General features: G+C 70.9%; 29 protein-coding genes and 2 pseudogenes. 15 read left to right on the top strand and 16 right to left on the bottom strand.

What is annotated here, in order from left to right:
- Nucleotides 1–18: 18 nt before the first annotated feature.
- Nucleotides 19–384: pseudogene (locus JNO44_RS21570) on the bottom strand (tyrosine-type recombinase/integrase); the annotation flags it as partial.
- Between the two features lie 415 nt (nt 385–799).
- On the opposite strand from JNO44_RS21570, the gene JNO44_RS21575 reads away from it, so the two are divergent.
- The 4 genes from JNO44_RS21575 to JNO44_RS21590 all read left to right on the top strand — a co-directional run bounded on the left by JNO44_RS21575 (nt 800) and on the right by JNO44_RS21590 (nt 4,594).
- Nucleotides 800–1,129 (top strand): PadR family transcriptional regulator, encoded by a 330-nt coding sequence (locus tag JNO44_RS21575; protein ID WP_205365718.1) that lies wholly within the window; start codon nt 800–802, stop codon nt 1,127–1,129.
- A gap of 2 nt (nt 1,130–1,131) precedes the next feature.
- Entirely contained in the window at nt 1,132–1,491 is a 360-nt protein-coding gene (locus tag JNO44_RS21580; RefSeq protein WP_205365719.1) for a DUF1048 domain-containing protein, read from the top strand.
- Nucleotides 1,492–2,175: 684 nt separating this feature from the next.
- Nucleotides 2,176–3,414, top strand: a complete 1,239-nt coding sequence (locus tag JNO44_RS21585) for a serine hydrolase domain-containing protein (protein ID WP_205365720.1) — start codon at nt 2,176–2,178, stop codon at nt 3,412–3,414.
- Nucleotides 3,415–3,766: 352 nt separating this feature from the next.
- Nucleotides 3,767–4,594, top strand: coding sequence for an alpha/beta fold hydrolase (locus JNO44_RS21590; RefSeq protein WP_205365721.1), 828 nt, complete (start codon nt 3,767–3,769; stop codon nt 4,592–4,594).
- 244 nt (nt 4,595–4,838) lie between these two features.
- On the opposite strand, the gene JNO44_RS21595 is transcribed toward JNO44_RS21590, so the two are convergent.
- Nucleotides 4,839–5,363, bottom strand: a complete 525-nt coding sequence (locus tag JNO44_RS21595; protein WP_205365722.1) for a MarR family winged helix-turn-helix transcriptional regulator — start codon at nt 5,361–5,363, stop codon at nt 4,839–4,841.
- Nucleotides 5,364–5,471: 108 nt separating this feature from the next.
- Between JNO44_RS21595 and JNO44_RS21600 the strand changes: the two genes are divergently transcribed.
- From JNO44_RS21600 to JNO44_RS21610, 3 genes are read left to right on the top strand one after another with little or no spacing between them, the layout of a single operon-like run.
- Nucleotides 5,472–6,314: an NAD(P)H-binding protein gene (locus JNO44_RS21600; protein ID WP_205365723.1), complete on the top strand. Its 843-nt coding sequence runs from the start codon at nt 5,472–5,474 to the stop codon at nt 6,312–6,314.
- Between the two features lie 51 nt (nt 6,315–6,365).
- A complete protein-coding gene (locus tag JNO44_RS21605) occupies nt 6,366–7,769 on the top strand; it encodes a DHA2 family efflux MFS transporter permease subunit (protein WP_205365724.1) in 1,404 nt (467 codons plus the stop codon).
- Nucleotides 7,770–7,787: 18 nt separating this feature from the next.
- Nucleotides 7,788–8,201 (top strand): MarR family winged helix-turn-helix transcriptional regulator, encoded by a 414-nt coding sequence (locus JNO44_RS21610; RefSeq protein ID WP_205365725.1) that lies wholly within the window; start codon nt 7,788–7,790, stop codon nt 8,199–8,201.
- 2 nt (nt 8,202–8,203) lie between these two features.
- Here JNO44_RS21610 and JNO44_RS45175 read toward each other — a convergent pair.
- From JNO44_RS45175 to JNO44_RS21620, 4 genes and pseudogenes are all read right to left on the bottom strand, one after another.
- Nucleotides 8,204–8,539, bottom strand: a pseudogene (locus JNO44_RS45175) (hypothetical protein); the annotation flags it as partial.
- 30 nt (nt 8,540–8,569) lie between these two features.
- Nucleotides 8,570–8,809 (bottom strand): VOC family protein, encoded by a 240-nt coding sequence (locus JNO44_RS43550; RefSeq protein ID WP_240167986.1) that lies wholly within the window; start codon nt 8,807–8,809, stop codon nt 8,570–8,572.
- Nucleotides 8,724–10,004, bottom strand: coding sequence for a M20 metallopeptidase family protein (locus JNO44_RS21615; RefSeq protein ID WP_205365726.1), 1,281 nt, complete (start codon nt 10,002–10,004; stop codon nt 8,724–8,726). Before JNO44_RS21615 ends, JNO44_RS43550 begins: the two co-directional genes overlap by 86 nt.
- Nucleotides 10,005–10,542: 538 nt before the next feature.
- Entirely contained in the window at nt 10,543–11,247 is a 705-nt protein-coding gene (locus JNO44_RS21620) for a hypothetical protein (RefSeq protein ID WP_205365727.1), read from the bottom strand.
- Between the two features lie 865 nt (nt 11,248–12,112).
- Between JNO44_RS21620 and JNO44_RS21625 the strand changes: the two genes are divergently transcribed.
- Both JNO44_RS21625 and JNO44_RS21630 read left to right on the top strand, forming a co-directional pair.
- Entirely contained in the window at nt 12,113–13,183 is a 1,071-nt protein-coding gene (locus JNO44_RS21625) for an HpcH/HpaI aldolase/citrate lyase family protein (RefSeq protein ID WP_205365728.1), read from the top strand.
- A gap of 4 nt (nt 13,184–13,187) precedes the next feature.
- Nucleotides 13,188–14,081 carry an HpcH/HpaI aldolase/citrate lyase family protein gene (locus JNO44_RS21630; RefSeq protein ID WP_180990464.1) on the top strand — a complete coding sequence of 298 codons (894 nt, stop codon included), beginning with the start codon at nt 13,188–13,190 and terminating at the stop codon, nt 14,079–14,081.
- 75 nt (nt 14,082–14,156) lie between these two features.
- Here JNO44_RS21630 and JNO44_RS21635 read toward each other — a convergent pair whose 3' ends face one another.
- Entirely contained in the window at nt 14,157–15,272 is a 1,116-nt protein-coding gene (locus JNO44_RS21635) for a CapA family protein (RefSeq protein ID WP_205365729.1), read from the bottom strand.
- 109 nt (nt 15,273–15,381) lie between these two features.
- On the bottom strand, nt 15,382–16,425 hold the full coding sequence (locus tag JNO44_RS21640; RefSeq protein WP_205365730.1) for a helix-turn-helix domain-containing protein: 1,044 nt from the start codon (nt 16,423–16,425) through the stop codon (nt 15,382–15,384).
- Nucleotides 16,426–16,477: 52 nt separating this feature from the next.
- Here JNO44_RS21640 and JNO44_RS21645 point away from each other — a divergent pair, with 52 nt between their 5' ends.
- The gene (locus JNO44_RS21645) at nt 16,478–16,879 is read left to right on the top strand and encodes a cupin domain-containing protein (protein ID WP_039634938.1); all 402 of its coding nucleotides are present in this window, start codon (nt 16,478–16,480) and stop codon (nt 16,877–16,879) included.
- Between the two features lie 49 nt (nt 16,880–16,928).
- On the opposite strand, the gene JNO44_RS21650 is transcribed toward JNO44_RS21645, so the two are convergent.
- Nucleotides 16,929–17,369 (bottom strand): alpha/beta hydrolase, encoded by a 441-nt coding sequence (locus JNO44_RS21650; RefSeq protein WP_205365731.1) that lies wholly within the window; start codon nt 17,367–17,369, stop codon nt 16,929–16,931.
- A 252-nt stretch (nt 17,370–17,621) separates the two neighbouring features.
- On the opposite strand from JNO44_RS21650, the gene JNO44_RS21655 reads away from it, so the two are divergent.
- Nucleotides 17,622–18,029 carry a hypothetical protein gene (locus JNO44_RS21655; protein WP_235093750.1) on the top strand — a complete coding sequence of 136 codons (408 nt, stop codon included), beginning with the start codon at nt 17,622–17,624 and terminating at the stop codon, nt 18,027–18,029.
- An 84-nt stretch (nt 18,030–18,113) separates the two neighbouring features.
- On the opposite strand, the gene JNO44_RS21660 is transcribed toward JNO44_RS21655, so the two are convergent.
- Both JNO44_RS21660 and JNO44_RS44475 read right to left on the bottom strand, forming a co-directional pair.
- Nucleotides 18,114–18,464 (bottom strand): hypothetical protein, encoded by a 351-nt coding sequence (locus tag JNO44_RS21660; RefSeq protein WP_205365732.1) that lies wholly within the window; start codon nt 18,462–18,464, stop codon nt 18,114–18,116.
- A gap of 181 nt (nt 18,465–18,645) precedes the next feature.
- A complete protein-coding gene (locus tag JNO44_RS44475; RefSeq protein ID WP_205365733.1) occupies nt 18,646–19,227 on the bottom strand; it encodes a LysM peptidoglycan-binding domain-containing protein in 582 nt (193 codons plus the stop codon).
- A 346-nt stretch (nt 19,228–19,573) separates the two neighbouring features.
- Between JNO44_RS44475 and JNO44_RS21670 the strand changes: the two genes are divergently transcribed.
- Complete coding sequence (locus tag JNO44_RS21670; protein WP_073446526.1) at nt 19,574–19,753, top strand: DUF5708 family protein; 180 nt, start codon at nt 19,574–19,576, stop codon at nt 19,751–19,753.
- Nucleotides 19,754–19,829: 76 nt separating this feature from the next.
- Here JNO44_RS21670 and JNO44_RS21675 read toward each other — a convergent pair whose 3' ends face one another.
- The 4 genes from JNO44_RS21675 to JNO44_RS21690 form a co-directional block, all read right to left on the bottom strand.
- Complete coding sequence (locus tag JNO44_RS21675; protein WP_205365734.1) at nt 19,830–21,086, bottom strand: helix-turn-helix domain-containing protein; 1,257 nt, start codon at nt 21,084–21,086, stop codon at nt 19,830–19,832.
- A 959-nt stretch (nt 21,087–22,045) separates the two neighbouring features.
- A complete protein-coding gene (locus tag JNO44_RS21680; protein WP_205365735.1) occupies nt 22,046–22,552 on the bottom strand; it encodes a DUF6344 domain-containing protein in 507 nt (168 codons plus the stop codon).
- Between the two features lie 336 nt (nt 22,553–22,888).
- Nucleotides 22,889–23,326, bottom strand: coding sequence for a DUF5994 family protein (locus JNO44_RS21685; protein ID WP_205365736.1), 438 nt, complete (start codon nt 23,324–23,326; stop codon nt 22,889–22,891).
- Nucleotides 23,327–23,456: 130 nt separating this feature from the next.
- Entirely contained in the window at nt 23,457–23,681 is a 225-nt protein-coding gene (locus JNO44_RS21690) for a hypothetical protein (RefSeq protein WP_240167606.1), read from the bottom strand.
- A gap of 264 nt (nt 23,682–23,945) precedes the next feature.
- Between JNO44_RS21690 and JNO44_RS21695 the strand changes: the two genes are divergently transcribed.
- Nucleotides 23,946–24,401, top strand: a complete 456-nt coding sequence (locus JNO44_RS21695; protein WP_189858819.1) for a tellurite resistance TerB family protein — start codon at nt 23,946–23,948, stop codon at nt 24,399–24,401.
- A gap of 70 nt (nt 24,402–24,471) precedes the next feature.
- On the opposite strand, the gene JNO44_RS21700 is transcribed toward JNO44_RS21695, so the two are convergent.
- Complete coding sequence (locus JNO44_RS21700) at nt 24,472–25,047, bottom strand: TerD family protein (protein ID WP_039634923.1); 576 nt, start codon at nt 25,045–25,047, stop codon at nt 24,472–24,474.
- A gap of 219 nt (nt 25,048–25,266) precedes the next feature.
- On the opposite strand from JNO44_RS21700, the gene JNO44_RS21705 reads away from it, so the two are divergent.
- Together JNO44_RS21705 and JNO44_RS21710 are read left to right on the top strand one after the other, a co-directional pair.
- Nucleotides 25,267–25,740: a BlaI/MecI/CopY family transcriptional regulator gene (locus JNO44_RS21705; RefSeq protein ID WP_205365737.1), complete on the top strand. Its 474-nt coding sequence runs from the start codon at nt 25,267–25,269 to the stop codon at nt 25,738–25,740.
- Nucleotides 25,741–25,743: 3 nt separating this feature from the next.
- A complete protein-coding gene (locus JNO44_RS21710) occupies nt 25,744–26,709 on the top strand; it encodes a M56 family metallopeptidase (RefSeq protein WP_205365738.1) in 966 nt (321 codons plus the stop codon).
- Nucleotides 26,710–26,789 lie beyond the last annotated feature (80 nt).

The raw sequence follows: 26,789 nt of genomic DNA on the forward strand, positions 1-26,789 counted from the left end.
ACCGGCCCGCTCTCCGCGTTCGGATGTCTCCTGGCGCTGACGCCGTACGTCGGCGTCGATGGCGGAGGCGATCTTGCGCTGGTGCCTCTTCTCGGAGTGCTGGTAGATCAGCTGGGCCCGCGCGCTGGAATGGCCTGCGCGGACCATGAGGTCCTTCAGCTTGGCGCCGGTGTCGGCGGCCAGGGTGTTGCCGGTGCCCCGCAGGTCGTAGAAGCGGAAGTCGTCGGGCAGGCCGGCCTTCTTCCGCGCCTTGCGGTACTTGCGCCCGAAGGCGGACCTGCGGAAGGGTGCGCCGCGCTCGCCGACGAAGACCAGACCGTCCGGGCCCGGCTCGGCGAACCACTCCAGGTGCTGGCGGAGATCGGTGAGCACGAACCGGGGCAGCACCCGAACGGCCACGAGGCCCCTCCTCACGCATCGATCACTCCGGGATCAGCCGATCCCCCGGCTCGAACCCCAAGTTCGACGGTCGGTATGAATACAGCTCGGCCGCTAGGCCGTGTTTTAGGAGGCTCGGGCGGCCAGCAGCGATTGCGGCATTCGCGGCTGCGCTCATGGTCGCCGGTGCTCCCGCCGCATCCACGACGGTGAAGCCGAGGATCTCCAATGGGCTGACGCAACCCGCGCCCCCCTGAAGGGGGCGGCGACCTCGTTCATGAGCAGCGATCAGGTCGCCCGTACCCACACGCTTGCGGCCCTGGCTTGCAACTCCACTAATCCGTCTTGCTAAGTACCGGTAGTCAGTGTTACGGTCTACCGGTACTCAACGACACCGACTAGCTCGGGAAGGAGGTGTTCCATGGCCAAGCTGCTGACGGAGATGCTCAAGGGCACGCTGGAGGGCGTCATTCTCGCGTCCCTGTCCGGCCGGCCCGCCTACGGCTACGAGATCACGGCACGGCTGCGGGAGCAGGGTTTCTCCGACATCGCCGAAGGGACCATCTACGCGCTGCTCATCAGGATGGAGAAGCGCGGCCTCGTCGACGTGAAGAAGGTCCCCTCCGAGAAGGGGCCACCCCGCAAGGTGCACTCCCTCAACGCTCAAGGGCGGGAGTACCTCGAAGAGTTCTGGAGGACCTGGAGCTTCCTCACGGAACGACTGGAACAGCTCCGCGAAGGGGGAAAGTGACCATGTCCGAGGTCGAAAAGAGCGGCATCATCTCGAAGGTGATCGGGCCCAAGAAGCGCTGGAGGGCGTACAAGGCGCGCGTCAAGGAGCTTCCCGAAGACCACCGCACGGCGGTCGAAGCGATCGAGCGGTACCTGATGCACTTCGTGCCGGCCGACGGTGACAGCGCCGAGTCGATGTTCGAAGACCTCGCGGACCTGTTTGAACGGGCTGCGGCGGACGGAACGTCGATACGCGAGATCGTCGGGGAGGACCCGGCGGAGTTCGTCAAGACGTTCGCTCAGAACTATTCGGAGGGCGGTTACGTGCCCGCCCGTGCGCGGAAGCAGCTGACCGACGCCATCGAGCGCACCGCCGGCTAAGGCACCAGAAAAACAGGCAAGACGGCCTGAAAACGGCCCAGCACATCGCGCCCGGCATCGGGCGGCACTGCCATCGACTTTCTGCGCTACGCGGCCATGGGGTCATGCCCGGCTGTGGCTTCGTACACGGCAAGGAGCAGCATCTCGACGGCAGTTCGGGCGGCGCCACGACCCTCGGCGCTTTTCGGATGTGCACGACTCCGGGAGGCGGCGACGCCGGACGGCAGTTGTTGCCGTCCCGGTGCCTGCGGCCTACAGCGAGCTGAGACAAAAGAGCGCTGGCTACGGGGAGTGGAAGTGCGTCCGGTCGCGCCATAGCCGACTTCCCCACCGTCGACCCGGGGATACCTCCCGAAGTCGTGCGCATCGCCTCTCCGTATGGACGTGCGCCACCCGGAGCCGTCCGTGTCGAGACGACGACGTGACTCGGTCACAGGGCCATCCGCCGGCCACCTCCCACCGCCTGTCAGCGGCGACGCCAGGACGGTGGCAGTCGATATCAGAGCACGCTTGACGATGGCGCATGTCATGAACACTTCATCCATTCGCGGCCTGGGGGCTGCGGACTGAGCATCCCGAGCGAGCCCGTGCACCGGCCGTGCACAGTCCATGAGCGCCACACCGGGACGGGTCTCGCAAGTTCGAACACTGTGTGTATCCAACACTCTTATGCAGGGGGATTTGATGAGGGGAACAGGCAAGAGCGGCTTCTCCGAAGCAGGGCTGCGCAGGCTGCGCGAGGGACTGGCGCGGCATGTCGAGTCCGGGCGGATTCCCGGGCTTGTCGCCCTGGTCAGCCGGGGCGAGGAGACGCACGTCGAGGCGATCGGGACGATGCGCCATGACGGTGGCGCGCCGATGCGTCGGGACACCATCTTCCGGATGGCCTCGACGACCAAGCCGGTCGCGGTCGCGGCGACGATGGTCCTGCTGGACGAGTGCCGGCTGCGAGTGGACGACCCGATAGACCCGTGGCTGCCGGAACTGGCCGACCGGCAGGTACTCAAGCGGCCCGACGGCCCGCTGGACGACACCGTGCCGGCGCGGCGGCCGATCACCGTACGGGACCTGCTCACCTCCACGTTCGGGCTCGGACTGGATATGACGGCGATGGGCTCCCCGATGATGGGCGCGCTCTTCGAGCGCAGGGTCTACGGCGAGAACGGATGGTTGCTGCCGGCGGTGGAGCCGGATGAGTGGATGCGCCGCCTGGGCTCGCTGCCGCTGATGTACCAGCCCGGGGAGCGGTGGCAGTACAACATCAGCAACGACGTGCTCGGAGTGCTGGTGGCCAGGGTCACCGGCCAGTCCTTCGAGACGTTCCTGCGCGAGCGCATCTTCGCCCCGCTGGGCATGAAGGACACCGGTTTCCACGTGCCCGCCGACAAGATCGACCGACTGCCGCCCCTGTACGCCCCCGACCCGCAGACCGGACAGTTCACCGTAGAGGACCCGGCCGAAGGGGGACACCACAGCAGCCCTCCGGCGTTCCCGTCAGGCGGCGGCGGACTCGACTCCACCGCCGACGACTACCACGCCTACTTCCGGATGCTGCTCAACGGCGGAATGCACGGGGGCGAGCGGATCCTGTCCCGGGCCGCCGTCGAGCTGATGACCACCAACCGCCTCCCGGCCGAGCAGCTGGCCGCCCGAGAAGCCCTGGCCCGCAACGCCGTCCACTTGGCGTACGGCCAAGGCCAGCACGGCGGTTGGGGCTTCGGGATGGCGGTGCGCACCTACCGAGGCGACTACGCGCCCATCGGCCAGTTCGGCTGGGACGGCGGATCCGGCACCACCACCTACGCCGACCCGCACAACCAACTCGTCGGCATCCTGCTCACCCAGGTCGGGATGTCCACCCCGGACTCGGCGCGGGCCATCCACGACTTCTGGACCACGCTCTACCAGGCAATCGACGACTGATCCGCCTGCCGGCCTGCCTGGTCGAGGTCGGTCCGCAGAAGACCTCGACCAGGCTCCGGCCTTCGACGCCGCCACGTTCCGCGATCAGCTGCACGACCGGCTCAGGACAGTCGCCGACGCCACCCTTGAGGGGGCTCGGTGCCGCTGGGCGCCGGGCCCCCTCGCAACAGCGAGGGAACAAGCCGGCCTTGGGGATCACTCACCCTGTGGCCGGCGCTGAGAAGAATCCGGATCGCGACCTCTCATGAATGAACAGACACCCGAACGACAGCCGATCAGATCCAGGGTCGGCGAACCACGTGCAGAACTCAGAGAAGTCGCGCAGGACGCCTCGCGCAACCAGGAGGAACACATGACGAAGAACGGCACTTCCTCGCACCATTCACCGTGGACCGGCATGGTGCCGGTGGACGACACGGCCCTGGCCGTCACCGACACCGGCGGTCCCGGTACCCCGGTGGTCTACCTCAACGGCCACGTCGCCACTCAGGGATACTGGCGGCGGGTCCTCGCCGAACTGGGGCCGGGGTGGCGGCACATCACCTACGACATGCGGGCCCGCGGCAAGTCGAAGCGTTCGGCGGACCCCAATTCGTTCGAGACGCACCTCCGGGATGTCGATGCCGTTCTCGCGGCCAGGGGCGTGGACCGGGCGCTGGTGGTGGGCTGGTCCTACGGAGCGTTCCTCGCTGCGCACTGGGCCAGCCGGAATCCCGGCCGTACCGTGGGCGCGGTCCTGGTCGAGGGCGCGCAACCGGACGACTGGCTCGATGAGGCCATGGAGCAGCGGATCCGGAAGCTGTTTCGGCGGCTGAGCCCGATCATGCTGCTGCTGCGCCCGACGGGCCTGACCCCGCGGATGTCCGCCGCACAGATCGCTAACAGCAACATCGAACTCGGCAAGCTCGCCCGCGCGCGCAACCTGGGCCCCGTGCTGGACCACATCACCGTCCCGACCCGGTACGTGATCGCCTCGGGGAAGTCCTTCGGAAGCAAGGGCGACGAGCAAGAACGGCACCGCGCCACCCTCCCCGCGGTGGCCGCCCGCAACCCGCACATCACCATCCACCCGAAGGTCACCAGCACCCACGCTTCGATCCTGAAAAAGGACTTCCGCGCCGTCGCCGCGGCTGTACGCGAGGTCGCCGCCCCCGGCCGCGCGAAGGTGCCGAAGACCTGACCCAGCGGACTGACGGCCAGTCAGGCGGCGGCCTTCGGCGGCCGCCGCCGGCGCACCGCTGTCCGAAAGCGGGCCCCTGCTCGACGCCGATGACGACAGGGGCGCACGGCCAACGGCAACCTGCGTCAAGCGGGCGGGAGCCGGTGCTGATGCGGAGACACCCAACGGCGCTTGGTGCCACACGCCCCTTCTCCATCGCCGCCCGTCCCAGAAGCAGTTGAGCGAGGGCACGCGCCGGGGTGGCTCAGCGCGGAGCGTCCTTACCTGGGCGCCGGTGGCGGAGGGCGTCCTGAGAGTCGACGTACTTGAGCATGAGGCGAGCGAAATCCAGGCGCTCCCGCTCGGTCCAGTCAGCGGTGATGCACTCGAAGGCCGAGCGCTGATGGCGGACAAAGCGGGCCATCAGCTCACGGCCCTCGGGGCTGAGCTGGAGGACGGTGCGGCGGCCGTCCTGCTGGGAGGCCGCGCGGATCAGATGGCCGGCCGAGATGCAGTCGGAGACCATGCGACTGGCCACCGACGGATCCACGCCCAGGTGCCGGGCGACAGCGCCGACGGTGATCTCGCCGGCACCGGACTGCCCGCCCGCCTCACCCTCCGTGTCGTCTTGCTCGGCTTCCAGGACGATTCTGAGAACCAGCGTGCGGCTCAGGTCCTTGTGGGAAATCGGGTCCTCGACCTCCAGGAGCGAGGAGCGCCGCAGCTTCCCGAATGCCGGACCCACGGCGTCCAGCAGTTCCTCCGCGGTCTTCGGCTCGCGCTTCGTCATGCCCTCATCGTACAGACATGGATGACCCCACGAAGGCATGTGTTGACTAGCAAACGTGTGCATGATTGCATGCATATGCTTTTGAGCAATGGACGAACGGAGCATTCCATGACCACCCTCATCACCGGCGCCCGTGGCAGGATCGGCCAGGCGATCATCAGCCGCCTGCAATCGGCCGGTCTCACCGTCCGCGCCGCCAGCGCCAACCCCGCCGAACTGACCGTCCCGGACGGCGTCGACGTCGCCGAGCTCGCCCTCGACCGGCCCGAGACCTTCGACTCCGCACTCCGCGACGTCCGCCAGGTCTTCCTCTACCCCGAGCCAGCCGGCATCCGCGAGCTGGTCAAGGCTGCCGAGGCCGCCGGCGTCGAGCACGTCGTCCTGCTCTCGTCCTCCTCGGTCCTGGGCCCGGAGGCCGAGCACGATCCGCTCGCCAGTCACAGCCTCCAGGTCGAGCGCGCCCTCGCCGGCTCCGACCTCGCCTGCACGTTCCTGCGCCCGGACGCCTTCGCCAGCAACTCCCTCGGCTGGGCCTACTTCATCGGCCAGTCGATGCCGATCCCACTCGCCTACCCGGACGCGCACATCGCGCCCATCCACCCCGAGGACATCGCCGACATCGCCGTCGAGGCGCTGACCGGCACCTCCCTCACCGGCCGCTCGGTCACCCTGACCGGCCCCGACTCGCTCACCTTCCGCGAACAACTCGCCGTCCTCGCGGACACCCTCGGCCGCGAGATCCCGGTCGAGCACATCACTCGCGCCGAGGCCGAGCAGCAGATGGGCCGCCACCTGCCCGCGCCGATGGTCACCTCGCTGCTCGACCTGTGGGAGGCCGCCAACCACGGTCCGGCCGCCATCGCCGACACCGCCCAGACCCTCCTCGGCCGCCCCGCCCGCACCTTCCGGCAGTGGGCCCGCGAGAACGCCGCCGCCTTCACCCGGCACTGATCCGGGCGGGCCCACACCACACAGGCCCGTCCCCTCCGCCTAAGGGATTCCATGTCCACGGCCTTGAACCAGGCCCCCGCCACCCCACAGACCAGGACCGAACGCCGCCGATGGGCCGTCCTCGCCGTCGTCCTCTTCGCCGCCGTCCTCGACCTCCTCGATTCCACGATCACCAACATCGCCGCCCCGACCATCGCCACCGACCTGCACGGCGGGGACGCCCTCGTCCAGTGGCTGGGCGCCGGTTACGCCCTGGCCATGGGCGTCCTGCTGGTGGTCGGCGGCAGGCTCGGCGACAAGTTCGGCCGCCGCCGCCTGTTCCTGGCCGGCCTCACCGGCTTCACGCTCGCGTCCGTCGCCTGCGGCCTGGCCACAGGACCCGCCTCCGTCATCGGGTTCCGCCTGCTCCAAGGAGCCTTCGGCGCCCTCGTGATCCCACAGGGTTTCGGCATCCTCGGTGCGGTCTTCCCCCCGAACGAGATCGGCAAGGCGTTCGGCGTCTTCGCCCCCTGCCTCGGCCTGTCGGCGATCAGCGGCCCGGTCCTCGCCGGGTTCCTCATCGACAGCTTCGGCTGGCGCTCCATGTTCCTGATCAACATCGCACTCGGGGGCCTCACGATCGCCCTGGCCGCCCGACTGCTGCCCCGCGACGCCGGAGACCGGACGGTCACCGTCGATGTTCCGGGCTCCGGTCTGCTCGCCGCCACGATGTTCGGCCTTCTCTACGGCCTGATCGACGGCTCCGGCCACGGCTGGACGCCCGTCCCGATCCTCTCCCTCACCGCCGGCACTCTGCTCTTCGCGCTGTTCTGCCTGCGTCAGCGAAGCGCCGCCGGCCCACTCATCGAGCCCTCGCTGCTCAAGAACCGTGGCTTCACCTCCGGCCTGATCCTCGGCCTCGTCTTCAACGCGGCGGTCGCCGGTCTGCTCCTCGTTCTCTCCCTCTTCCTCCAGGACGGGCTGCACCGCACCCCGACCCAGACTTCGCTCTGCCTCGCCCCGGTCGCCGCCGGCATCATCCTCGCCTCGATCGCCGCGCACCGTCTGATGGCCCGCCTCGGCCGCACGCTCATCCTCATCGGCCTGCTGCTCACGCTGACCGGCACGCTGTCGCTGCTCGTCCTGGTCCACGCCACCAGCCCGACGGCGTGGACGCTCCTCGCCCCGGTCTTCGTCACCGGCCTTGGTCTCGGCTCCTGCTTCGGCACCGTCTACGAGGTCACCCTCGGCGACATCGGACCCAAGGAATCGGGCAGCGCCAGCGGTGCACTCTCCGCCGTCGCACAACTCGCCAACAGCATCGGCGCCGCGGCCATCACCACCGTCTACTTCCACACCGCCGGCGCCCCCGCGTCCGCAGCCGTCCACAGCCTCGCCACGGTCGCCGTCGGCACCCTCGCCTGCTGCGCCCTCGTGCGGCTACTGCCGCGCACGGCCCGGCCCCGGCATCACTGACCCGCTCCGGAGCACGACATGAAGCCCATCGGCTACTGGCTCAACCGCACCGACAAGGCCCTCACCTGCTACATGAACGCCATGCTGGCCGAGTTCGGCCTCACCCGGACCGCCTGGCAGGTACTCAACGTCATCGAGAAGGATCCGCAGGCCACCGACACCGAAGTGCTGACCGTCCTTGCCGCCAACGCGGACATCGTCACCCTGACCACCGCCATCGAGACAGTCATGGCCGACGGCTGGATCGCCCGCCCGGAGCCGGGCCGCCTCGCCCTGACCGACGACGGCCGCGCCCGCCTCACCGACGTCGCCGAGCGCGTGCACGCCTTCCGCGACCTGTCGGCGACCGGCATCACCCGCGAGGAATACCGGATCGCCGTCACCGTCCTGGAACGGATGACCCACAACCTGGAGGACGGAGCAGAACAATGAGTTCACCAAAGCCGCAGCCCTCGTAACCAACTTCCCGCCAGAACCCCGCGGCCCGGTTTCTCTGACTCGGTTTCACCAGATGCGTCAGCGGCGACAGCGTTCAGGACAGCCAGGGCGAGCAAGGCGAGCATGATGTGCCGGTGCCAGGCAGTCCAGTGCCGGACCTGGTAGCGGTCGAGGCCGACCTGGCTCTAGGCGTTCACCGTGGTCCGGGGGATTACGGCGGATCAACAGGTGACGTTGGCCTTCGGTGCCGATGGGTGCCGATGGGTGCCGATGTGGATCCAAGCCCAGTCGTAGGAGCGCGGGCCCTTTGCGCCGGCTCCGGCGCTGTGCCGCTGCGAGCAGCACGGCGCCGCCGCGGGCCGTCACAGCCCGACCTGTGCCACGCAGAACTCGTTGCCCTCCGGGGCTTGCATGGTCCACCAGTGCCCGGCTGGCCCTTTGTTCACCTTTCGGACGCCGGCCGCCCCGAGACCCTCCGGCCGGGCTACCGTGCTCGCGATGTGACGGCACATCAATTCACAGCGCCATGCCCGTATGCGTCCGCTCCGCGATCCACCCTGCCATGGCCCGGACGGCGAGGCTGATGGCTCGCTCGTCAGGATCGAAGTCGGGGTAGTGCGGGTAGCTGGTGGTGATGGGCGCGCCGGGGGAACGGACGCCGAGGAAGGTGTACGTGCCGGGGACGCGGTCCAAGTAGAGGGCGAAGTCTTCGCCGCTGAAGGGCGGGAAGGCGGCATGGAGCTCGGTGACCGCTTCTTGGCCGAGTGTGCGCCGCAGGTGGCGGGCGAGTGTGCGGGCGTCGCGTTCCGGGCAGGCCATGGCCGGGAACGGCTCGGCGGGGAAGCTGACCTCGGCTCCCGCGTACGACGTGGCCAGGCGGCGGATGTCCGCGCGGACCTCCGGGTACCGTTCCTGCGGCCAGCAGCGGTAGGAAACGGTCACTTTGCCGGCCTCCGGCGCTTGGGCCCGGACGACCACGAACCGCGCCAGTGGCCCGTCGGGTGTCTGGGCGTCGGCGACCAGCCGCTCGATGTCCGCTGGTGTCCGTGGTAGCGGCACCGTGGAGAGTGCACCGATCTCGGCGGCCAGTCGTCGCGCGGCGTCGGGCGCGTCCGGCTGGGGCAGAACGACCTCCGCCTTGTCCAGGCCCGGCAGCCCGTAGCCCGGGGTGAGCGCGAACTGGCCGACGGGGAACGGCCCGCAGTGCAGCGCGTGAATCTCTTCCACGCCGGTGCGCTCCAGCACGCCCGTTTCGAGCAGTGCGCGAGCCCCGCTCAGGGTCTCCTCAGCAGGCTGAAAGAGGAACACCACTGTTCCGTCCAACTGCCTCCGCATACGCGCCAGGACCCGTGCGATGCCGAGCGCCACGGTGGTATGGACGTCGTGCCCACACAGATGAGCCGCCACCGGACCGCCGCCAACGATGTCCTTGGGCGGCACCGCGTCCATATCCGCCCGGTACGCAACGGTCCGGCCCGGACGCGAGCCCCGCAGGACACCGACGACGCCGTGGCCACCCACCCCGGTGGTGACGGCCAGCCCGGCTGCCCGCAGCTCTCGGGCCACCACATCGGCCGTGCGCCGCTCCTGGCCCGGCGCCTCGGGATGCCGGTGGATGTCGCGCCGCAGCCTGATCAACCTCCACTTCAGGCGCGCCACCTCGGCGTCCACCGCCCCTTGCTCCACCGGCTGTTGCCCCCCGCCGGCGACGGCCTCCCCCGCAGTTCCCCACACGATTCCCGCACCGGCTGCCGCCGCGCCGGCCAGCAACGTACGACGTGCGAGAGCGCGCTCCATGGGACGACCCACTGTTCCCCCTCCATGACTTTCAACTGGCCTTCCGGAACGCCAGACGGCAGTCGCATCCCGACACCGTGTTCTGAGCCCCGCCACCAGACGAACCGAAGCCCCGGAGGCAACATGATTGCCGCACGCCGCCGCCGCGCCCATCCGGCCGACCACCACTTCAAGGTGGGGATAACCACAACATGGCACGCCGCGAGATCGCGAAACCAGACTGGAGTACTAACCTGCGGCGACCGGCCCCCTATGCTTCCCGAGCTCAGAACGAGGGTTCGATGCCGGGTCGCCGAAGCAGACAAAGGCCCGATGGCGAACAGCTGCTGGCGTTAGGGCGCAAGACATGCCGAGATTTGCCGACTTCGACGCTTCGTCCCTCCGCCGCGCCAGCTCAGTGGAGGGCGGATTTCCCTGGCGCGGCCAGACCGCGACCCTCATCCGGATAGATGAGAAGGGATCCGAATTGACGCGAAGGGGATCGTCACCCAGGCGACCCGCCGCCGACCGGTACCTGATTCCCCCCCTCTCCCGTTCGTCAGCCTTCCTCAGCGATGGGTTCATCGACTGCGTAGGGATGGACGTACCGGTCCTCACCGAACGGCTTGAACCAACTCGCCAGCCCCAAGGGCGCGACGCCGAGGTACTCGCCCACCGGACTCTCGTCGATGCCGTCCTTCGAGTCGTCGTACAACCACTCATGGTCCATGTCCTCGTAGACCATCTCGGCAAAGCACTCCAGAGCCGACGAGACGCCCTCATCGAGGAGACCGAACGTCTCAAGGGTCACCTCGGCCCGGCCAAGAAGGAGCCTCAGTACCAGCTCCTCCGCCACACAGCTCAGCTGCTCGAAGCTGCCCTCCGTGAAGCGCGTGGTCAAGACAATCGCCGTCACCAGGAAGCGCCGGGCGAAACGGACGTCGTATTGAAGGGCATAGCGCGAAGGCAGTTCGTCGAGCAGCCACATCGGCCGGTCGCGCTCAGCGACGTTCATCTCCTCCGCAGCCAGCGCATACGCGTCCTGGAACAGCTCGTCCAAGAGAACATCCGTCGCCCACACCAATGCCCCGGCTGCCAGCTCTGCGTCATCGACCGACACCCGGGAGCCGTGGTCGGCCAGGTCGTCGTCCTTCTCCTCCTCATCGGGGGCGCCGAACATCTCCGGTTCGAAGGCCCGCAGCCGGGCGGCCATGGAACGCATCCTGCGTTGCACCGCCTCGGTATCGACGGCGTCGCTCGTCACGCCGCCCAGCCTTGCAGGACAAGCCACCACTTGCGGCAGCAATGCCGACTTCGAACCGTCCTTGCACGCACCCGCCGGGCAGAGCCCTCGGGTACAGCGCAAGCCCGTTCGGTGGCAAATCCAGCCGCCGTGCCACTCCCATGCCAGATAGAGCGGTAAACGACGGTCAACAGGGGCCCAGAGGGTTCGCCGGGAACCAAACTCCCAATGCGGCGTCTTCGCAGGTCAGCCAGGTGTCGGGCGCCGAAAGCCCCCTGATTCCCAAGCTCAGAGCGCGGGTTCGATTCCCGTCACCCGCTCCAGAGTTAAGGCCCAGGTCAGCGACCTGGGCCTTGTTCGTTGTCCGGGGGCAGCGCGCGGACTCCTTGTGGGGTGCGTGCCGTAACGCTGGTGTCGGCGTGGGGAGTTGGGGGCACGCGCAGCCGGACTTGGTGCGTCCGAGGTGGGTGGGGCCGCTGTGGTGCGGGGTGAACTCCCTTTTACTGGTGGCGGCTTGGTGCGCGCCGGACGTTGGGGTTGGCGCGTCGGCCGGGAGGAGTGCGATGACGGACCGCGCCGCGACCGCCGCGTAGGAGTGCGCACTGAGGCCGCCTGCGAGGAAGTCGCCGTGCAGGCGGCGGAGTTGGCGTGCGGGTGCGGGCGGGAGCGGGAGCCGTTGGGGACGCCGCGGACACGGCGGGCGCCTGGCGGTGGGGGCCAAGGGGTCCGGGTAGCGTTTCCGGGACGGGCGGACGTCGGCCCGTCACTTCGCGTTCCGTGATCAACGGCACACATACTGCGCGGTAACAAGCGCCGGGTCACGGGCCTAGAGTGTGCGCCGTTGGCCGGCTCCGGGCCGGGTGGTCGGTGCGAGGTGGGAGGCAGCGTGCGCTCTCCGAAGGACTTTTTCCGTCCGTTGGCCGTAGGGGCCCCGGAGCCGGTGCGGGAGGTGCCGTTCCGACCGTCGCGGATGATCCACTTCTTCGATCCGGGCAATCCCCGGATGGCCGCCAAGGTGCCGGACATCGCGCCGGGCGTCGATGTGCTGCTCGGCAACCTGGAGGACGCGGTCGCCGCTGACCGCAAGGAGGCGGCGCGGACCGGGCTGGTCGAGATCGCCCGCGCAACCGACTTCGGCCAGACGCAGCTGTGGACGCGGATCAACAGCCTGGACTCGCCGTGGGCGTTGGACGACCTGCTGACGCTGGTCACCGAGATCGGCGACAAGCTGGACGTGATCATGGTGCCGAAGGTGGAGGGCGCCGAGGACATCCACTACGTCGACCGGCTGGTGGCGCAGTTGGAGGCGAAGGCCGGGGTGCGGCGGCCGATCCTGCTGCACGCCATCCTGGAGACGCCGCGCGGGGTCGCCAACGTGGAGGAGATCGCCGGGGCCAGCCCGCGGATGCAGGGCATGTCGCTGGGGCCGGCGGACCTGGCGGCGAGCCGGCGGATGAAGACGACGCGGGTGGGGGGCGGCCACCCCGGATACCTCGTCCGGGAGGATCCGCTCCCGGGGGCGTCGGACGCGCCGCGGGCGGTGTTCCAGCAGGACCTGTGGCACTACACGATCGCGCGGATGGTGGACGCCTGCGCGGCGCACGGGATCCTGCCGTACTACGGGCCGTTCGGCGACATCAAGGACACCGTGGCGTGCGAGGACCAGTTCCGCAACGCCTTCCTGCTGGGCTGTGTGGGGGCGTGGAGCCTGCACCCGGTGCAGATCGGGATCGCGAAGAAGGTGTTCTCGCCGGCGCCGGCGGAGGTCGCCTGGGCCCGCCGGGTCATCGCGGAGATGGGCGACGGCACCGGTGCGGTGATGATCGACGGGAAGATGCAGGACGACGCCACGGTCAAGCAGTGCCGGGTGGTGGTGGAGCTCGCCGAGGCACTGGTGGCGCGCGACCCCGAGCTGAAGGCGGCGTACGCGGCGGCGAGCGGCGAAGGAGCGGAGTAGGGCCATGGGTGCGACGGACGAAGGACAGGGAGCCGTGCGGGCGCGGCGGTCGGTGCTGTACATGCCGGGCGCCAACGAGCGGGCGCTGGAGAAGGCCCGGGCGCTGCCGGCGGACGGCCTGATCCTGGATCTGGAGGACGCGGTCGCCCCGGACGCCAAGGAGGCGGCGCGGGAGCGGGTCGCGGCGGCGGTGGCATCGGGCGCGTACGGCCGCCGGGAGGTGACGATCCGGGTCAACGGGCCGGGCACCCCGTGGTTCGCGGACGATCTGCGGGCAGCGGCACAGGCCGGTCCGGACGCGGTGGTGGTGCCGAAGGTGGAGTCCGCGCAGACCGTGAGGGAGGTCGAGCGGCGGCTGGAGGAGGCCGGCGCCCCGGACCACACGGCGATCTGGGCGATGGTGGAGACGCCGCGGGCGATGTTGGACGCCCGTGCGGTGGCCGGGGCGAGCGAGCGGCTGACGGTGCTGGTGATGGGCACCAACGACCTGGCGAAGGAGCTGCACGCCGCGCATGTGCCGGGCCGGGCGCCGCTGCTGACGGGGCTGTCGCTGGCGCTGCTGGCAGCCCGCGAGGCGGGCAAGGCGATCCTGGACGGGGTGTTCAACGACGTCCGGGACCTGGCCGGGTTCGAGGCGGAGTGCGTCCAGGGGCAGCAGTTCGGGTTCGACGGCAAGACGCTGATCCACCCGTCGCAGCTCGAACCCTGCAACCGGGTCTTCGCACCGGCGGAGGCGGAGGTGGCCCGGGCGCGGAAGATCATCGACGCGTTCGAGGCCGCGGGCCGGGAGGGCCGCGGGGTGGTCACGGTGGACGGCCGGATGGTGGAGAACCTGCACGTGGAGGAGGCGCGGCGGGTGCTGGCGCTGGCCGCGGCGGTGGCGGGCGCGCAGGAGTAGCGCGGCATCACATGTCGTCGGCATCGGGTGCGGTCGGCAGCTGTTGCGGTCGACGCCGGGTGCGGTCGGCGCCGTTCAGGCCGGGCGCAGGGTCAGGACGGGGGCCGGGTCGGTGGTGAGGGCGCCGGGGGCGAAGCCGCCGGCGAGGCGGTCGAAGAGGGCGCCGAGCCAGCGGGCGTCCTCGGCCGAGGCGTGCCGCAGCCGCATCCGGTGGGCCTGGAAGGGGACGATCCGCAGTTCCTGGAGGCGGCCGGTGCCGGGTTCCAGGGCCGCGAGATAGAGCGGGCGCAGGTCGTCGCGGTAGCGCTCGTAGCCGGTGATGCCCTCGTAGTCGTCGATGAAGTCGCCGCATCCGTGGAGGATCAGCTTCCCCTGGTAGACCTCCACCGGGCGCGGGTGGTGCGAGGAATGGCCGTGGACGAGGTCCACGCCGGCGTCGATCAGGGCGTGCGCACAGGCGGTCTGGGCGCGGGGGACGCCGTAGCCCCAGTTGGAGCCCCAGTGCACCGACACCATGGCCAGGTCGCCGATCCGCTTCCGGGCGCGCAGCTGGGCGGCCACCGCGGCGGCGGTGGCCAGCGTGGGGCCGTCCGCCCAGTGGACGCCGCTGTGCCGGGCGGTCGCGGCCCAGGTGCGCGGGATACCGCTGGAGGGCATGCCGAGGGCGAGTACGAGCAGGCGGTGGCCGCCGGGCAGACGGACCACCGCGGGCCGGCGGGCCGCCTCGGCGTCGGCGCCTGCACCCACCGAGCGCAGGCCGGCGGCGGCCAGGCCCCGCAGCGTCTCGGCCAGCCCCTCGCGGCCGAAGTCCAGGACGTGGTTGTTGGACAGCACGCAGACGTCGGGGCGGGCGGCGACCAGGCAGGGGAGGTTCGCGGGGTGCATCCGGTAGTGGATCTCCCGACCGGGGGCGAAGGTGCCGCGCCGGGTGACGGAGGTCTCCAGGTTGAGCACCCGGGCGTCGGGCTCGGCGGCGTCGAGCGCGGCCAGGGCGTCGCCCCAGGGGTAGCGGAAGGCGACAGGGTGGTGGACCGGGCCGTGGGCCGACTCGGCCAGGCCGACGTAGATCCGGGCGTCCTGGACGTAGGGTTCGCGCAGCTCGGGATCGCCGGGGAAGGGCAGGATCTGGTCGACTCCGCGGCCGAGCATCACATCGCCGCAGAGTGCGAGGGTGACGAGTTCAGCGGTCATCTACGCGCACCGGCTTCCTTTTCCCAGATTAGGGGCCGGCCGGCGGGGTGGCCCTGGTGACCGCCGCGGCGGCGTTTCACGTGAAACACCGCGCTTCCCGGGCGGTGTTTCACAGGCCGTGCGGCACGTGGACGGCGGCGCGGCCCTCGCCGGCGTCCGGTCCGAAGCGGCGGCGGTAGCCGGACGGGGTCAGGCCGGTCTCGCGGCGCATCAGGGTGCGCAGATGGGTCGCGGTGCCCAGGCCGCTGCGGCGGGCGACCACGTCCAGGCGGGTCTCGCCGCGTTCGATCAACCGGCAGGCCAGGGCGATCCGTTCGCCGGTGAGCCAGGCCAGCGGGGTGGTGCCCAGCTGGGCACGGAAGCGGCGGTGCAGGGTGGCCGGGCTGACCGCGGCACGGGCGGCCAGGTCGGGCACCGTGAGCGGGGCGTCCAGGCGTTCCTGGGCCCAGGCCAGGAGCGGGGCGAGTGAGGCGTCCGGTATGCGGGGCACCGGGCGCTCCACGAACTGCCGCTGGCCGCCGTCCCGGTGGGCGGCGAAGACCAGCCGGCGGCTGACCGTGTTGGCGATCTCCGCGCCGTGGTCGCGACGGACCACGTGCAGCCCCAGGTCGAGCGCGGCGGCGCTGCCCGCCGCGGTGAGGATGTCGCCGTCGTCCACGAACAGCACATCGGGCTCCAGGCGGACGGCCGGGAAGCGGGCCCGGAAGGCGTCCGCCCACTGCCAGTGCGCGGTGGCCCGGCGGCCGTCGAGCACGCCGGCCTCGGCGAGGGTGAAGGCGCCGCTGCAGAAACCGAGCAGCCGGGCGCCGCGGGCGTGTGCCCGGCGGACGGCTTCCAGCACGGCGGGCCGGCGGGGCACCTCGACGTCGGGGCGGTTGGGGACGATCACGGTGTCCGCGGTGTCGGTCGCCTCCAGGCCGGCGACGCCGGCGAGGGTGAAGAAGCCGTCGCGCATCAGGGTCCGCGGCTCCGCCGAGCAGAGCGCGAAGTCGTAGAGCTCCCGGCCGATTTCGGGGCGGCGCAGGCCGAACACCTCGGTCGCACAGCCCAGTTCGAAGGGGTTGGAGTTCTGGTCGACGATGACGACGACGCGGTGCGGGCGACCGGGGGCGCGGCCGGGCGCCCGGCCCGGTTGCAAGGATCGTTGCGACATATGCGATTCCTAGCACTCACACCGCACGGGCGGGGCGGACCAGGATCGGATCATGAACACACACCCGCACCAGCCCCTGGAGCTCGGCGCCGCGCTGGCCTCCTTCGACGCCCTGTGGAGCCCCCGGATCGTCACCCGGGTCAACGACTACGACGTCCGGGTCGCCAAGGTCGCCGGCGAGCACCTGTGGCACGCCCACGACGACACCGACGAGTTCTTCCTGGTGCTGGAGGGAGAGCTGTTCCTCGGGCTGCGGGAGGCGACCGGGGAGCGCACCGTCCGACTCCCCAAGGGCGCCGTGTTCACCGTCCCCCGGGGCACCGAGCACAAGCCGTCCGCCCCGTCCGGCGCCTCCCTGCTGCTCTTCGAGCCCACCGGGACGTCCACCGTCGGCGACCGGCACGAGGACGTCCCCGACCACGTGGACGTGACCACGGGGCACGCGCTGGGGTGACCGCGGGGCCCGAAGGCACACACGGGGCCGGGTCGCCTCCACACGCGCCTCACCCGGCGCAGTACACGTCCTGCCGCGCCCGTCGGCCGTCCCGCAGGAACGCGGTCACCGCCCGGTTCCCGCACGCGTTCCCGTACGCCAGGTACGCGCCGTGCCCGCCATGGTCGACGGTCACCATGCGGGCCCGCTGCCCGAGCGCCGCCCGCGTCTTCTTCGTCCCGAAGCACGGCGTCGCCGGGTCCCGGAGGTTCTGGATCACCATGATGTCGGCCGGTCCCCGGTCGGTGATCCGGACCGGCGGGTCGGCCGGCCGGTCCTTCCAGAACGCGCAGGGCGTGATGTTCGCCGGCACCCCGGCGGTGAGCGGGTGCCGCGCCCGGTTGCCGGTCAACGGCGCCCCCGGGACGTTCGACGGCTTCGGCGCCCGGTCCAGCTCCGCGGCGAGCCGCAGCACCAACCTCTGGGCCTTGAGAGCCCCGTAACTCGTCATGCTCCCAGGCTCGTTGGCGCCCTCGCCGCCCGCCCATCCGGCGGACCGCCCACTCCTGGTGGGGGTTTCCCCCGCCTCGACCGCCCGCCTCAACTACCCGCCCCGGGCCGGACGGGCGCCGGGCGGGCGGTTGGGCCACCCGGCTGAATATGGCCGGCGAGGGTTTGGCTCCCTGCGGGTTGTCGACAGCGCCGGCGGACAACCGCAGCACGATACGTCTGGGTTCAGCAGGCTGATCAGGCAAGGAGCGTCGTGAAAAGACTAGTGCAGGCGGGAACCGTCGCCGGGGCGTGCGGACTGGTGTTGTTCAGCACCGGAATCGCTCAGGCGCAGACTGTTCCGGACGATTCCCTGCTCGGCGCGGCGGTGGGTGCCGACCTCGGCACCATCACCGGCATGATTTCCGGCGTGATGTGCAACAACCGCCTCGCCGACTTCAATTACAAGTCGCCGGTCACGAAGTCGCCGCACCCGTGCGTCAACGGTCCGGTCCACAGCGGCAACAACAAGAACAGCAACAATTTCCTCAACCGCGGCAACCCCGTGGACAGCGGAAACATCGAGACCGCGAGCGGCTCGACCAACAGCCTCAACTCCGCGACGGGTTCGGAGAGCGGCAGCCGTAACGACACCTCCCGGATCCTCAAGCTCCTTCGCTGAGCCGTTCCGGACCATCCGACAAAAACACCTCAGGCCCCGGTTCTCCCGGGGCCTGAGGTGTTTTTGCGACGCTCCGCCGTCAGCTCACAGGTGCAGACTGCCACCCTGGCCGAGGTGCTGCTGTTTGTTGCCGCTGCCGGACTGGCTGCCGTTGGCGGTGGAACCGGAGTTGTTGGCTCCGCTGCTGTTCGTGGGACTTCCGCTGGAGCTGGGATTCCCGTTGATCCACACGTTCTCCGCGTTCTTGGTGTTGCCGCTGTTGACGGGACCGTTGATACAGAATCGCGCCCGGCCCGCACACCTGAACGAGGCGATGAATTTGTTGACGGTGTCACCGTTCGCAGTGAACGGACCGTCCCCCCAGGCATCCCAGGCCATGGCCGGCGACGCACCGCCACCCACCAGGAGCAGGCCGAAAAGACCCGCAACAGCCATCTTCTTGGGACTCGTTCTCTTCACAGTGTGGTCCTGCCCCTCGCGGTTGATAAACCCGCGGCCTTGCCTACCGGCAGTCCCCACATCGACCAAGCCTGAACAACGGCCGGTCTTCCGCGTTCACCCTGACCGACCACTGGATTCACCGTGACGGCCCCCCGTTTGTCTCACCCCGTTCGCGTCACCCCCGCAAACGCAGGTTCTGCCCGGGGAAAATTTGGTCCGGCCCGCGGCTCAGCCGCGCTTTGTTGAGGGAGTAGAGGGTGGAGGGGCCGCCGGGGGTGCGCGCACGGCGGGCGATGGCCGAGAGGCAGTCGCCGGGGCGGACGGTGTAGGCGCCGGCGGGGGCCGCGAGGGCGCGGGAGACGGGGCGGACGCGCAGCAGGGCGCGGTCGGACGACGAACTGCCCAGCCGGCCACAGTTGGGCCAGGGGGCCAGACCGCGGTCCTGGGCGATCCGCTCGCCGATGGCGATCTGCTCATCGCGGGTGGCGAGGTCGGCGCGCGCGGCGTAGCGGACGCCGCCGTAGGCCCGCCAGGTGGCCGGGGAGATCTGGAGGCCGCCGTGGTAGCCGTTGCCGGTGTTGGCCTGCCAGTCGCCGCTGCTCTCGCAGGCGGCGATCTGGTCCCAGTCGGTGCCGGACGGCGGCGGCGGGCCGGCGAACGCGGGGCCCGCCGCAACCACCAGCAGCAGGAGGCAGAGCAGGCCCAGCGGTGTGGACGGGGTCGATCCGGCGGCGCGGCCGGCGAGCGGCGACGGCATGGCACTTCCTCCTGCGTGCTCCAGCGGCGTCGCGGCGTCGTGCGCGCCACGACTGAGGGGCAGGCACCAGGAAACCCGCCGACGTGGCACACGGCAGTTCCAGGTGGGCCGAGGGGATGGCTTTTTCACCCGGGCGGGTCCCTGGCCGGGGGCGGCGCACGGAGGGCACGGCCAATTCCGGCCGCACGGCCGGGTATTCCCTGCCGGCGCCGGGCGCGGCGTACAGAAAAAGTGGCAGACGGCCCCGGACCAAGTGCCTACCTGCGGATGATCCTTCCGCCCGAACGGGGCGGCAGGCTGGTGAGGTCAACCAACTCCGGCTCTGCGACGAGGGACGAGGGAATTCATGAAGGGCATAGTCGCCGGAATTCTGCTGGCGATCGTCGGCGTCATCCTGTGGCTCACCACCGAGCGAACGGAGACACCGGTGATCTCGCTTCACAAGGCCGGGCTCGTCCTGGCGATCGTCGGCGGGGCGGAAGCACTGTTCGCCCTCATGGGTTTGGGAAAGAAGGAAAGCAAATAGGCCCGCTGCGCGGTGCCGCGGGCCCGCCGAACCGCTTCGGACAGGGAATATCCCGATAAGTCGGTTCGGGTGGGCGTCAGTTCCGCATTTCGTAGAGTCCGGCCAGCCGTTCCCGGGCCCGATCGGCGTGCCGATACGCCTGCGCCCGCCGGAACAGTTCGGCGGAATACCGGAAGTGCCCGGCCGCCCTTTCCCGGTCCCCCAGCCGCGCACAGGCCGCCGCGATCTCCGAGAGCGCGGCGGCCTTCTCGTGGCACCGTCCGGAATCGGGCAGCGCGGACAGTTGCTCGCCCAGCACCCACACCCGGTCACGATCGCCCGCGGATTCCGCGCAGACCGCCTCGGCGGTCCTCAGCCAGAGCGGGAAGTCCGCTTCCCGCGCCACCGAGGCGACGACCAGTCCGCGCTCCACGATGCTCCGCGCGGCCGGCGGCTCGCCGCGGTCGAGCAGCAGCAGCGCATGGCGGCCGTTGACGGCCTCCCAGAGCCGGAAGCCGGCCGCGGGGGTGACCCGGCGCGCGGTCTCGGCCAGCAGCCCGGCCGCCCGGTCGGTCTCGCCGCGGTCCCACAGATCCAGCGCCCGGTGCAGGGCGATCCCGGCGCGGGGCCCCGGCAGCACCCCGTCCGCCGGGCACTCCTGGGGGCCGGTGCCGGCCTCCAGCGCCCAGTGGGCACAGCCGCTCCAGTAGGCACAGCGGGTCAGCGCGTCGAGCAGGTACCAGGAGTGGAAGGCGCCGGCGGGCGCCTGGGCGCCGGCCGCCTCCAGGGAACCGGTGAGCGCATAGCGCAACCCGTCCTGCACCCGGCCGGCGGCTTCCAGCAGGTCGGCCAGGGCGATCAGGCCGCGCAGCCGGGCCTCCGCGTGCGGGACGGGGGCGAGCGCGTCCAGCATGCGCAGCAGGACGGCCGCCCCTTCGTCGGCGCGGCCCAGCGCGCCCAGAATTTCCGCGATGGCGAGCTGGGACTCGGTGTACACGTCGTCGGGGCGTCCGACCGGTTCCGTCCCGACCAGCGAACGGAATTCCCGCAGTGCCCCTTCGGGATCGCCGCTCTCCCAACGGCGGCGGGCCGCGACCAATCGACCGACCAGGTCGCGGCGGCGGACGCGGCCGGTGGATTCCGGCCGCTCGACCACGCCGGATATGTCCGCCGTGCCGACGCCGAGTCGCGCGGCCAGGATCTTGAGGGCGCGGCCACTGGGAAGTCGCTTGCCACGCTCGACAAGGGAGATGTAGCTGGCGGAAACGTCGGACCCGGCGAGTTCGTGCTGGGTCATTCCCGCGCTGACCCGGAGCTCCTTGATTCGCCGCCCGGTGTCCGCCGGCTCAGGCATGCGACAAACCCCTCGGATTGCGAACAGTTGAGGACTCCGGCCGGATCTCCACGTCGCCGAGTCGCAAGGAATGCGCGCACTTTACCAAGCGGTCAACAGGAAGTCGATACGGATTCCGACGCCTCCACCGGACCGCACGCCACCGCCGAACAACCCTTTTTCCATTGGTGTCCGGATTACTAAGCGCGGGGGAAGATCAGGGAATAACCTCGCGCTTCATCGGAAAATACCGGCTGGCCGGTCGAATACGACCCCGGGCACGCCAATGAGCCGCCCATTCCCGGACGGCTACGTCTAAGAGAAACGCGAAACGGTCGCGCCGCCACCCCCGAAGTGCCGCACGGCGTCGGGCTTCTGCCGCCCGGCGTGCGGTGCCATGTGACCCGTCGCGACGACACGGTCGCCTGCCCGGCGCCGGGACCGCGCCCGGTCGCGGAGTCCGAACGGCCTTCCGCCGTACGCCGTTTCACGTGAAACCCGCGGATGCCCGGCCGTCTACCGGCTCCTGCGGCGGCCTCTCGTGTCCGGCCGGCGGGTCTCGTCCCGTCGTCCCGTCGACGTCGAACGCAACGTCACATCAAAGTCTGTGGGTCCTGCTGTCGTTACTGCCGTGGGTGTTGCTGTCGTTACTGCCGTGGGCGTCGCCGTGGGTACTTCTGCGGGTGTCGCTGCGGGTGCTGCACGAGCGCCGCCCGGGTACTGCCATGGTCGCCGCGTCGGATTCTGCTTCGGATACCGCTTCAGGTGCTGCTGCCGCGGACGCTGCCGCGGGTCCTGGCTCGGGCCCTGCGTCGGCTCCTGCTCCTGCGCTCAGTGGTGTGCGTCCCGACGTCGGCTGGTGAGGCCGGTACCGGCGGGTGCGAACGGGTGCGGCGGGTCGGTCGGCCTGGTGCCGTCGGTGTGCCGCAGCGGGCCGTGCGATGCGTCGTGAAGTCGGCGCACAGACGCGCGGAGGCGGTTCAGGCGGCACGGGCGGTGGTGTGCTCGCGGCGACGGGCCGCCGGAATGGCCGCGGAGAGCGGGGCGGTGGCGAAGTACGCCTCGGCGCCGTACGACGTGGCACGGAGCGCCCGGGAACCGGTGATACGGCCGATGCGGGAGGTGGGGGAGGCGCCGTGGGCCTCGGCGCGGATGCGCTGCTTGAGGGTGGGCGGCAGCATCGGCAGCGGGACCCGGCAGCGGACGGGACCCTCCTGGCCGTACCGGGGCGCAGTGCGCGCGGCGGGCACGAAGGGCCGGGCCGCCTGCACGGCAGGGGGTAGTGGTCCCGGATCGTGACCGGGTTCGGCGCCGTCCAGCGCCTCGGGGCCGTCCGTGCCCGGGGCGGCGCTGCCCAGGGTCCGCTCGTAGAGCGCGGCGTCCCGGCGGGCCGCGGACGCGGCGGGGGAGACGCCCAGTGATGCCAGCAGTCTGCCGAGGACGGCCAGGCAGGCCGCCCAGAACTTCATGACCTTGGTCGCAGCCATGATTCCTCGCTTTCGGGTGGGGACCCCGGGGAGGGATCCACGCGTTCCTTCTGTTGCGTTTTCTTATGATGAGTACGCAATGGGAGGATTCACGGACCGACGCCCCTGGATCGGCGTTCTTCCGATGAACACCACCCGTCCGCCGTAACGGCAGCCGGAAAGCCCCAGGCCGCGGGGAGATCGGGGCATGTCGAGCGGCCCGGTCGGGGCCGTTGCGGGGGCGGAGGAGCGAGGTCTGCGGATGCGCGCATCGGACTCCCGGGGTATGCCGGTGTTCGACGGTGCAGCGCTGGACGGGGCCTGCCGTCCGGCATGTGAGGTGGCGTCAGTTCGCGGTCAGGCCGGTGCCGGCGTCCCGGTCCGCGCCATCTCCGCCATCGCCCGGACCGCGTCCGGCTCCGGCGTCGCCGGCGGCAGGATCAGCAGGTCCCAGCGGCCGTGACCGGCGGAGACCAGGCAGACGGTGTCCGGGCCGGGGCGGTTGGCGGTGTGGCGCAGCCGGACGACGTGGCCGGCGACGAGGATCCGGCCGGGCAGCGCGGGCCAGCCGGGGCCGTTCACCGTGGCATGGGTGATCCGCGGCCAGTCGAAGGGCAACGCGGCCAGCAGTTCGGGGAGTTCGGAGACCAGGTCGGTGGAGTGCGGCCACCACACCCCGTCGATCCGCCGGGTCACCCCGCCGTGCGGGGCGATGGCCAGTCGGGCCACCGGCGGTGGCCCGTGGTACCGCGCGGAGCCGGGGCGCGGGGAGCGGCCTTCGGGGGCGGTGGTCATACGGCGCTCCTGACGCAACGGGTGGCGACCGCGACGACCGCGGGCGCCGGGGGCGGAAGGGGCCGGGCAGGGCCTGTCGTTGCGGGGCCGTGGTCGGGCGACGGGCGGGCGGGGCCGGTGGCCGGGGTGCTCACCGGTCGTCGCCCGGCTCCCGGGAAGGCGGCGGGCCCGTCGTGCGCGTCCCGGTGCCGGCACCGTGCGCATGCTTGTGCAGCCGCTGCTGGAACGACTCCTTCATGTGCGCGTACCGGTGCGGGGTGGGACGACCGGCCGTCTGGGCGTTGACCCGGACGATGAACAGCACGCCCATCGCGACCAGGGCCAGCAGCACGAGCACGGACAAGAAGGTCTGCATGGCGCTCACCCGCATACTCCCGGGCGTCCCGCATACCGGCATCCCGGGCATTCTCGAAAACTCTTCGCTCTCCGGTGGTTTCTCCACCGTACTCCGCACTCTGCGGGCATATCGCGCCAAAGCTGGCCATGACGACAGGGGGTGGCATCCGCACACCTTCTACAGGGCTGTAGATTTTACTTCCGCATGACCAAACTCATGCCTGAAGCATGCCCAGGGCCCGCCCTCCGCATGCTCACCGCACGACCAGCCGAGGAGATTCACGTGGCACTGTGGGACCGGATCAAGGACTCCGCGCAGACGATGCAGAACCAGCTCGTCGCCAAGAAGAACGACCTCAAGAGCGGCGCCTTCCGCGACGCGAGCATGGCGATGTGCGCCCTGGTGGCCGCCGCGGACGGGGTCGTCGACCCGTCCGAGCGGCGACGGGTGGCGCAGCTGATCGCCACCAACGAGGTGCTGCAGAACTTCCCGGCCGAGGACCTCCGGGTCCGCTTCGAGGGCTGCCTGGACAAGCTCGCCGCCGACTTCGACTTCGGCAAGGTCGCGCTGATGCAGGAGATCGGGAAGGTGAAGAAGAAGCCGGTGGAGGCGCGGGCGGTGGTCCAGATCGGCATCGTCATCGGCGGCGCGGACGGCGACTTCGACCCGACCGAGCGCGCCGTGGTGCGCGAGGTGTGCTTCGCGCTGGGGATCGCTCCGGCCGAGTTCGACGTCTGAGCACGGGCGGAGCGGGAGGGGGAGCGGGGCCGCGGCGCCCCGCCTCCCCGCCGCCCCCGGGGCGCGGGCGTCAGACGTTGACGCCGAAGTCCGCCGCGATGCCCGCCAGCCCGGAGGCGTACCCCTGGCCCACGGCGCGGAACTTCCACTCCCCGTTGTGCCGGTAGAGCTCGCCGAAGACCATCGCGGTCTCGGTCGAGGCGTCCTCCGTCAGGTCGTAGCGGGCCAGTTCGGCGCCGCCCTGCTGGTTGACGACGCGGATATAGGCGTTGCGCACCTGACCGAAGTTCTGGCCGCGGCTCTGCGCGTCGTGGATGGAGACCGGGAAGACGATCTTCGTGATCTCGGCCGGGACGCCGTCCAGCGTGACGTCGACGGTCTCGTCGTCGCCGTCGCCCGCACCGGTCAGGTTGTCGCCGGTGTGCCGCACCGAGCCGTCCGGGCTGGTGAGGTTGTTGTAGAAGACGAAGTGCTGGTCGGAGGCGACCTTGCCGGTGTCGGTGCACAGCAGCGCGCTGGCGTCGAGGTCGTAGTCGGCGCCGGTGGTCGTCCGCACGTCCCAGCCGAGGCCGATCGAGACCGCGGTCAGACCGGGTGCCTCCTTCGTCAGCGAGACGTTGCCGCCCTTGGCCAGCGAGACTCCCATGGCTTCCCTCCAGGTGGTGGCCGGTGCCGGTTGCCGTGGACCGTCTCCGGCGGTGAACTCGTACCTGGCGGAAAACTACAGGAGTGTAGAAGTAAGCCGACGGTGAGCGGCGCCGACGGGTGCAACCCGTGGGACGGCCCGGAGGCCGCGACGGTCGCCGCCGTAAAATGCCCCGGCGTCCCAGCCCGTGGGGCGCCCGGTGCGACGGGAGGCGACGACATGGGCGGAACACCCTTCGGCAAGGCCCTCGGCGGAAGCGGGCGGGAGCGGGCCCGGCGCGGACAGGGCCAGTTGGAGGCCCAGGTGCTGGCCGCGCTGCACCACGCGCCCGGACCGGCCACCGCCGCCTGGGTCCAGGAGCGCCTCGGCGACGATCTCGCCTACACCACGGTGATGACGATCCTGTCCCGGTTGCACGCCAAGGGGGCGGTCACCCGGGAACGCGCCGGCCGGGCCTACGTATGGACCCCCGCGGCCGACGAGGCCGGGCTCGCCGCGCTGCGGATGCGCCGCGTCCTGGACAGCGAACCGGACCGGGACGCCGTGCTGACCAGCTTCGTCTCCGCGCTCTCGGCGCACGACGAGGACGTGCTGCGCAGCCTTCTGGCCCGCGCCGAGGACGACGGCGGCGCCCCGGACCCCGCCCCCGGTACGGGCCGCGCGGACGCCTCGGACGAAGCGCGCGGAGGGTGACCGGTGGGCGTCTTCGTCTTCCTGCCGCTCGTCCTGCCGCTGTCCGCCCTGCCGATCGCCCGGCTCGCGGAACAGCACCTCCATCCCCGGGTCACCACCCGCCTGTTGACCCTGCTGGCCGTGGTCCTCGGCGTGTGCAGCACGCTCTGCCTGGGGCTGCTGGTGGTCGTCGGCACCGCCCAACTGCCCGGCAATCCGCTGCCGGACGGCTGGTCGGACCCGGAGGTACGGGCCGCGGTCCCCTACGCCGAGGTGGCCGGCATCGCGGCGATCTTCGTGCTGTCCGCCGCCCTCGTGGTGTGCGGCACCGCGCTGCGCCGCGCCCACCGGATCCGGGAGCGGGCCCACCGCGCGCTGGACGTCCTGCCGTCCGGCGCCGATCCGGCGGTGCTGCCGGACGACGCCCCGTACGCCTACGCGGTGCCCGGCACCCCCGCGCGGCCGGGTCGACCGGCCCGGCCCGGCCGCATCGCGGTCTCCCGGGGCATGTTGGGCAGTCTGGACGGCGACGAGCGGCGCGCCCTGCTGGCCCACGAGCGCGCGCATCTGCACTGTCGTCACCACCGCTATCTGCTCGCCGTCCGGCTGGCCGGGTGCGTCAACCCGCTGCTGCTGCCGCTGCGTTCCGCGGTCGCCTTCAGCGCCGAGCGGTGGGCGGACGAGGAGGCGGCACGGGCGGTGGGCGACCGGCGGTTGACCGCCCGGGCGGTGGGGAAGGCCGCGCTGATCTCGCGGCCCGCGCCGTACCCGGGGGCGGTGCAGTTCGCCTCGCCCGAACCGGGGCCGGTGCCACGGCGGGTGGCGGCGCTGCTCGGTCCGGTGCCGTCGGCGCGCACCTGGCCGCCGGCGCTGACCCCGGCGGGGCTGGCCGCGCTGGTCGCGGCGGCCGGCACCGCGGCCTCCGCGCTCTCCGCACTGAACGCAGCGGTCGCTCTGTTCCTCGTTCTGAAGGCAGCGACGCCGTGGTGAGGGCACACTGATCCCGGACTCTCCAGCTCGCCACGCGGCGGATATCTTTTTGTGATCCGGTGCACACCAAACAACTTCTA

Source organism: Streptomyces noursei (genome assembly GCF_016917755.1).
GTDB lineage: Bacteria > Actinomycetota > Actinomycetes > Streptomycetales > Streptomycetaceae > Streptomyces > Streptomyces yunnanensis.

Excerpts from the sequence above, each read along its gene's own strand:
- JNO44_RS21595 (WP_205365722.1), bottom strand. The coding sequence starts at position 5,363 with ATGACGAAGCGCGAGCCGAAGACCGCGGAGGAACTGCTGGACGCCGTG.
- JNO44_RS21610 (WP_205365725.1), top strand. The coding sequence starts at position 7,788 with ATGAAGCCCATCGGCTACTGGCTCAACCGCACCGACAAGGCCCTCACC.
- JNO44_RS21705 (WP_205365737.1), top strand. The coding sequence starts at position 25,267 with ATGGGCGGAACACCCTTCGGCAAGGCCCTCGGCGGAAGCGGGCGGGAG.
- JNO44_RS21600 (WP_205365723.1), top strand. The coding sequence starts at position 5,472 with ATGACCACCCTCATCACCGGCGCCCGTGGCAGGATCGGCCAGGCGATC.
- JNO44_RS21605 (WP_205365724.1), top strand. The coding sequence starts at position 6,366 with ATGTCCACGGCCTTGAACCAGGCCCCCGCCACCCCACAGACCAGGACC.
- JNO44_RS21660 (WP_205365732.1), bottom strand. The coding sequence starts at position 18,464 with ATGGCTGTTGCGGGTCTTTTCGGCCTGCTCCTGGTGGGTGGCGGTGCG.
- JNO44_RS21615 (WP_205365726.1), bottom strand. The coding sequence starts at position 10,004 with ATGGAGCGCGCTCTCGCACGTCGTACGTTGCTGGCCGGCGCGGCGGCA.
- JNO44_RS44475 (WP_205365733.1), bottom strand. The coding sequence starts at position 19,227 with ATGCCGTCGCCGCTCGCCGGCCGCGCCGCCGGATCGACCCCGTCCACA.
- JNO44_RS21630 (WP_180990464.1), top strand. The coding sequence starts at position 13,188 with ATGGGTGCGACGGACGAAGGACAGGGAGCCGTGCGGGCGCGGCGGTCG.
- JNO44_RS21580 (WP_205365719.1), top strand. The coding sequence starts at position 1,132 with ATGTCCGAGGTCGAAAAGAGCGGCATCATCTCGAAGGTGATCGGGCCC.
- JNO44_RS21650 (WP_205365731.1), bottom strand. The coding sequence starts at position 17,369 with ATGACGAGTTACGGGGCTCTCAAGGCCCAGAGGTTGGTGCTGCGGCTC.
- JNO44_RS21670 (WP_073446526.1), top strand. The coding sequence starts at position 19,574 with ATGAAGGGCATAGTCGCCGGAATTCTGCTGGCGATCGTCGGCGTCATC.
- JNO44_RS21685 (WP_205365736.1), bottom strand. The coding sequence starts at position 23,326 with ATGACCACCGCCCCCGAAGGCCGCTCCCCGCGCCCCGGCTCCGCGCGG.
- JNO44_RS21645 (WP_039634938.1), top strand. The coding sequence starts at position 16,478 with ATGAACACACACCCGCACCAGCCCCTGGAGCTCGGCGCCGCGCTGGCC.
- JNO44_RS21690 (WP_240167606.1), bottom strand. The coding sequence starts at position 23,681 with ATGCAGACCTTCTTGTCCGTGCTCGTGCTGCTGGCCCTGGTCGCGATG.
- JNO44_RS21675 (WP_205365734.1), bottom strand. The coding sequence starts at position 21,086 with ATGCCTGAGCCGGCGGACACCGGGCGGCGAATCAAGGAGCTCCGGGTC.
- JNO44_RS21640 (WP_205365730.1), bottom strand. The coding sequence starts at position 16,425 with ATGTCGCAACGATCCTTGCAACCGGGCCGGGCGCCCGGCCGCGCCCCC.
- JNO44_RS21585 (WP_205365720.1), top strand. The coding sequence starts at position 2,176 with ATGAGGGGAACAGGCAAGAGCGGCTTCTCCGAAGCAGGGCTGCGCAGG.
- JNO44_RS21700 (WP_039634923.1), bottom strand. The coding sequence starts at position 25,047 with ATGGGAGTCTCGCTGGCCAAGGGCGGCAACGTCTCGCTGACGAAGGAG.
- JNO44_RS21635 (WP_205365729.1), bottom strand. The coding sequence starts at position 15,272 with ATGACCGCTGAACTCGTCACCCTCGCACTCTGCGGCGATGTGATGCTC.
- JNO44_RS21575 (WP_205365718.1), top strand. The coding sequence starts at position 800 with ATGGCCAAGCTGCTGACGGAGATGCTCAAGGGCACGCTGGAGGGCGTC.
- JNO44_RS21590 (WP_205365721.1), top strand. The coding sequence starts at position 3,767 with ATGACGAAGAACGGCACTTCCTCGCACCATTCACCGTGGACCGGCATG.
- JNO44_RS21680 (WP_205365735.1), bottom strand. The coding sequence starts at position 22,552 with ATGGCTGCGACCAAGGTCATGAAGTTCTGGGCGGCCTGCCTGGCCGTC.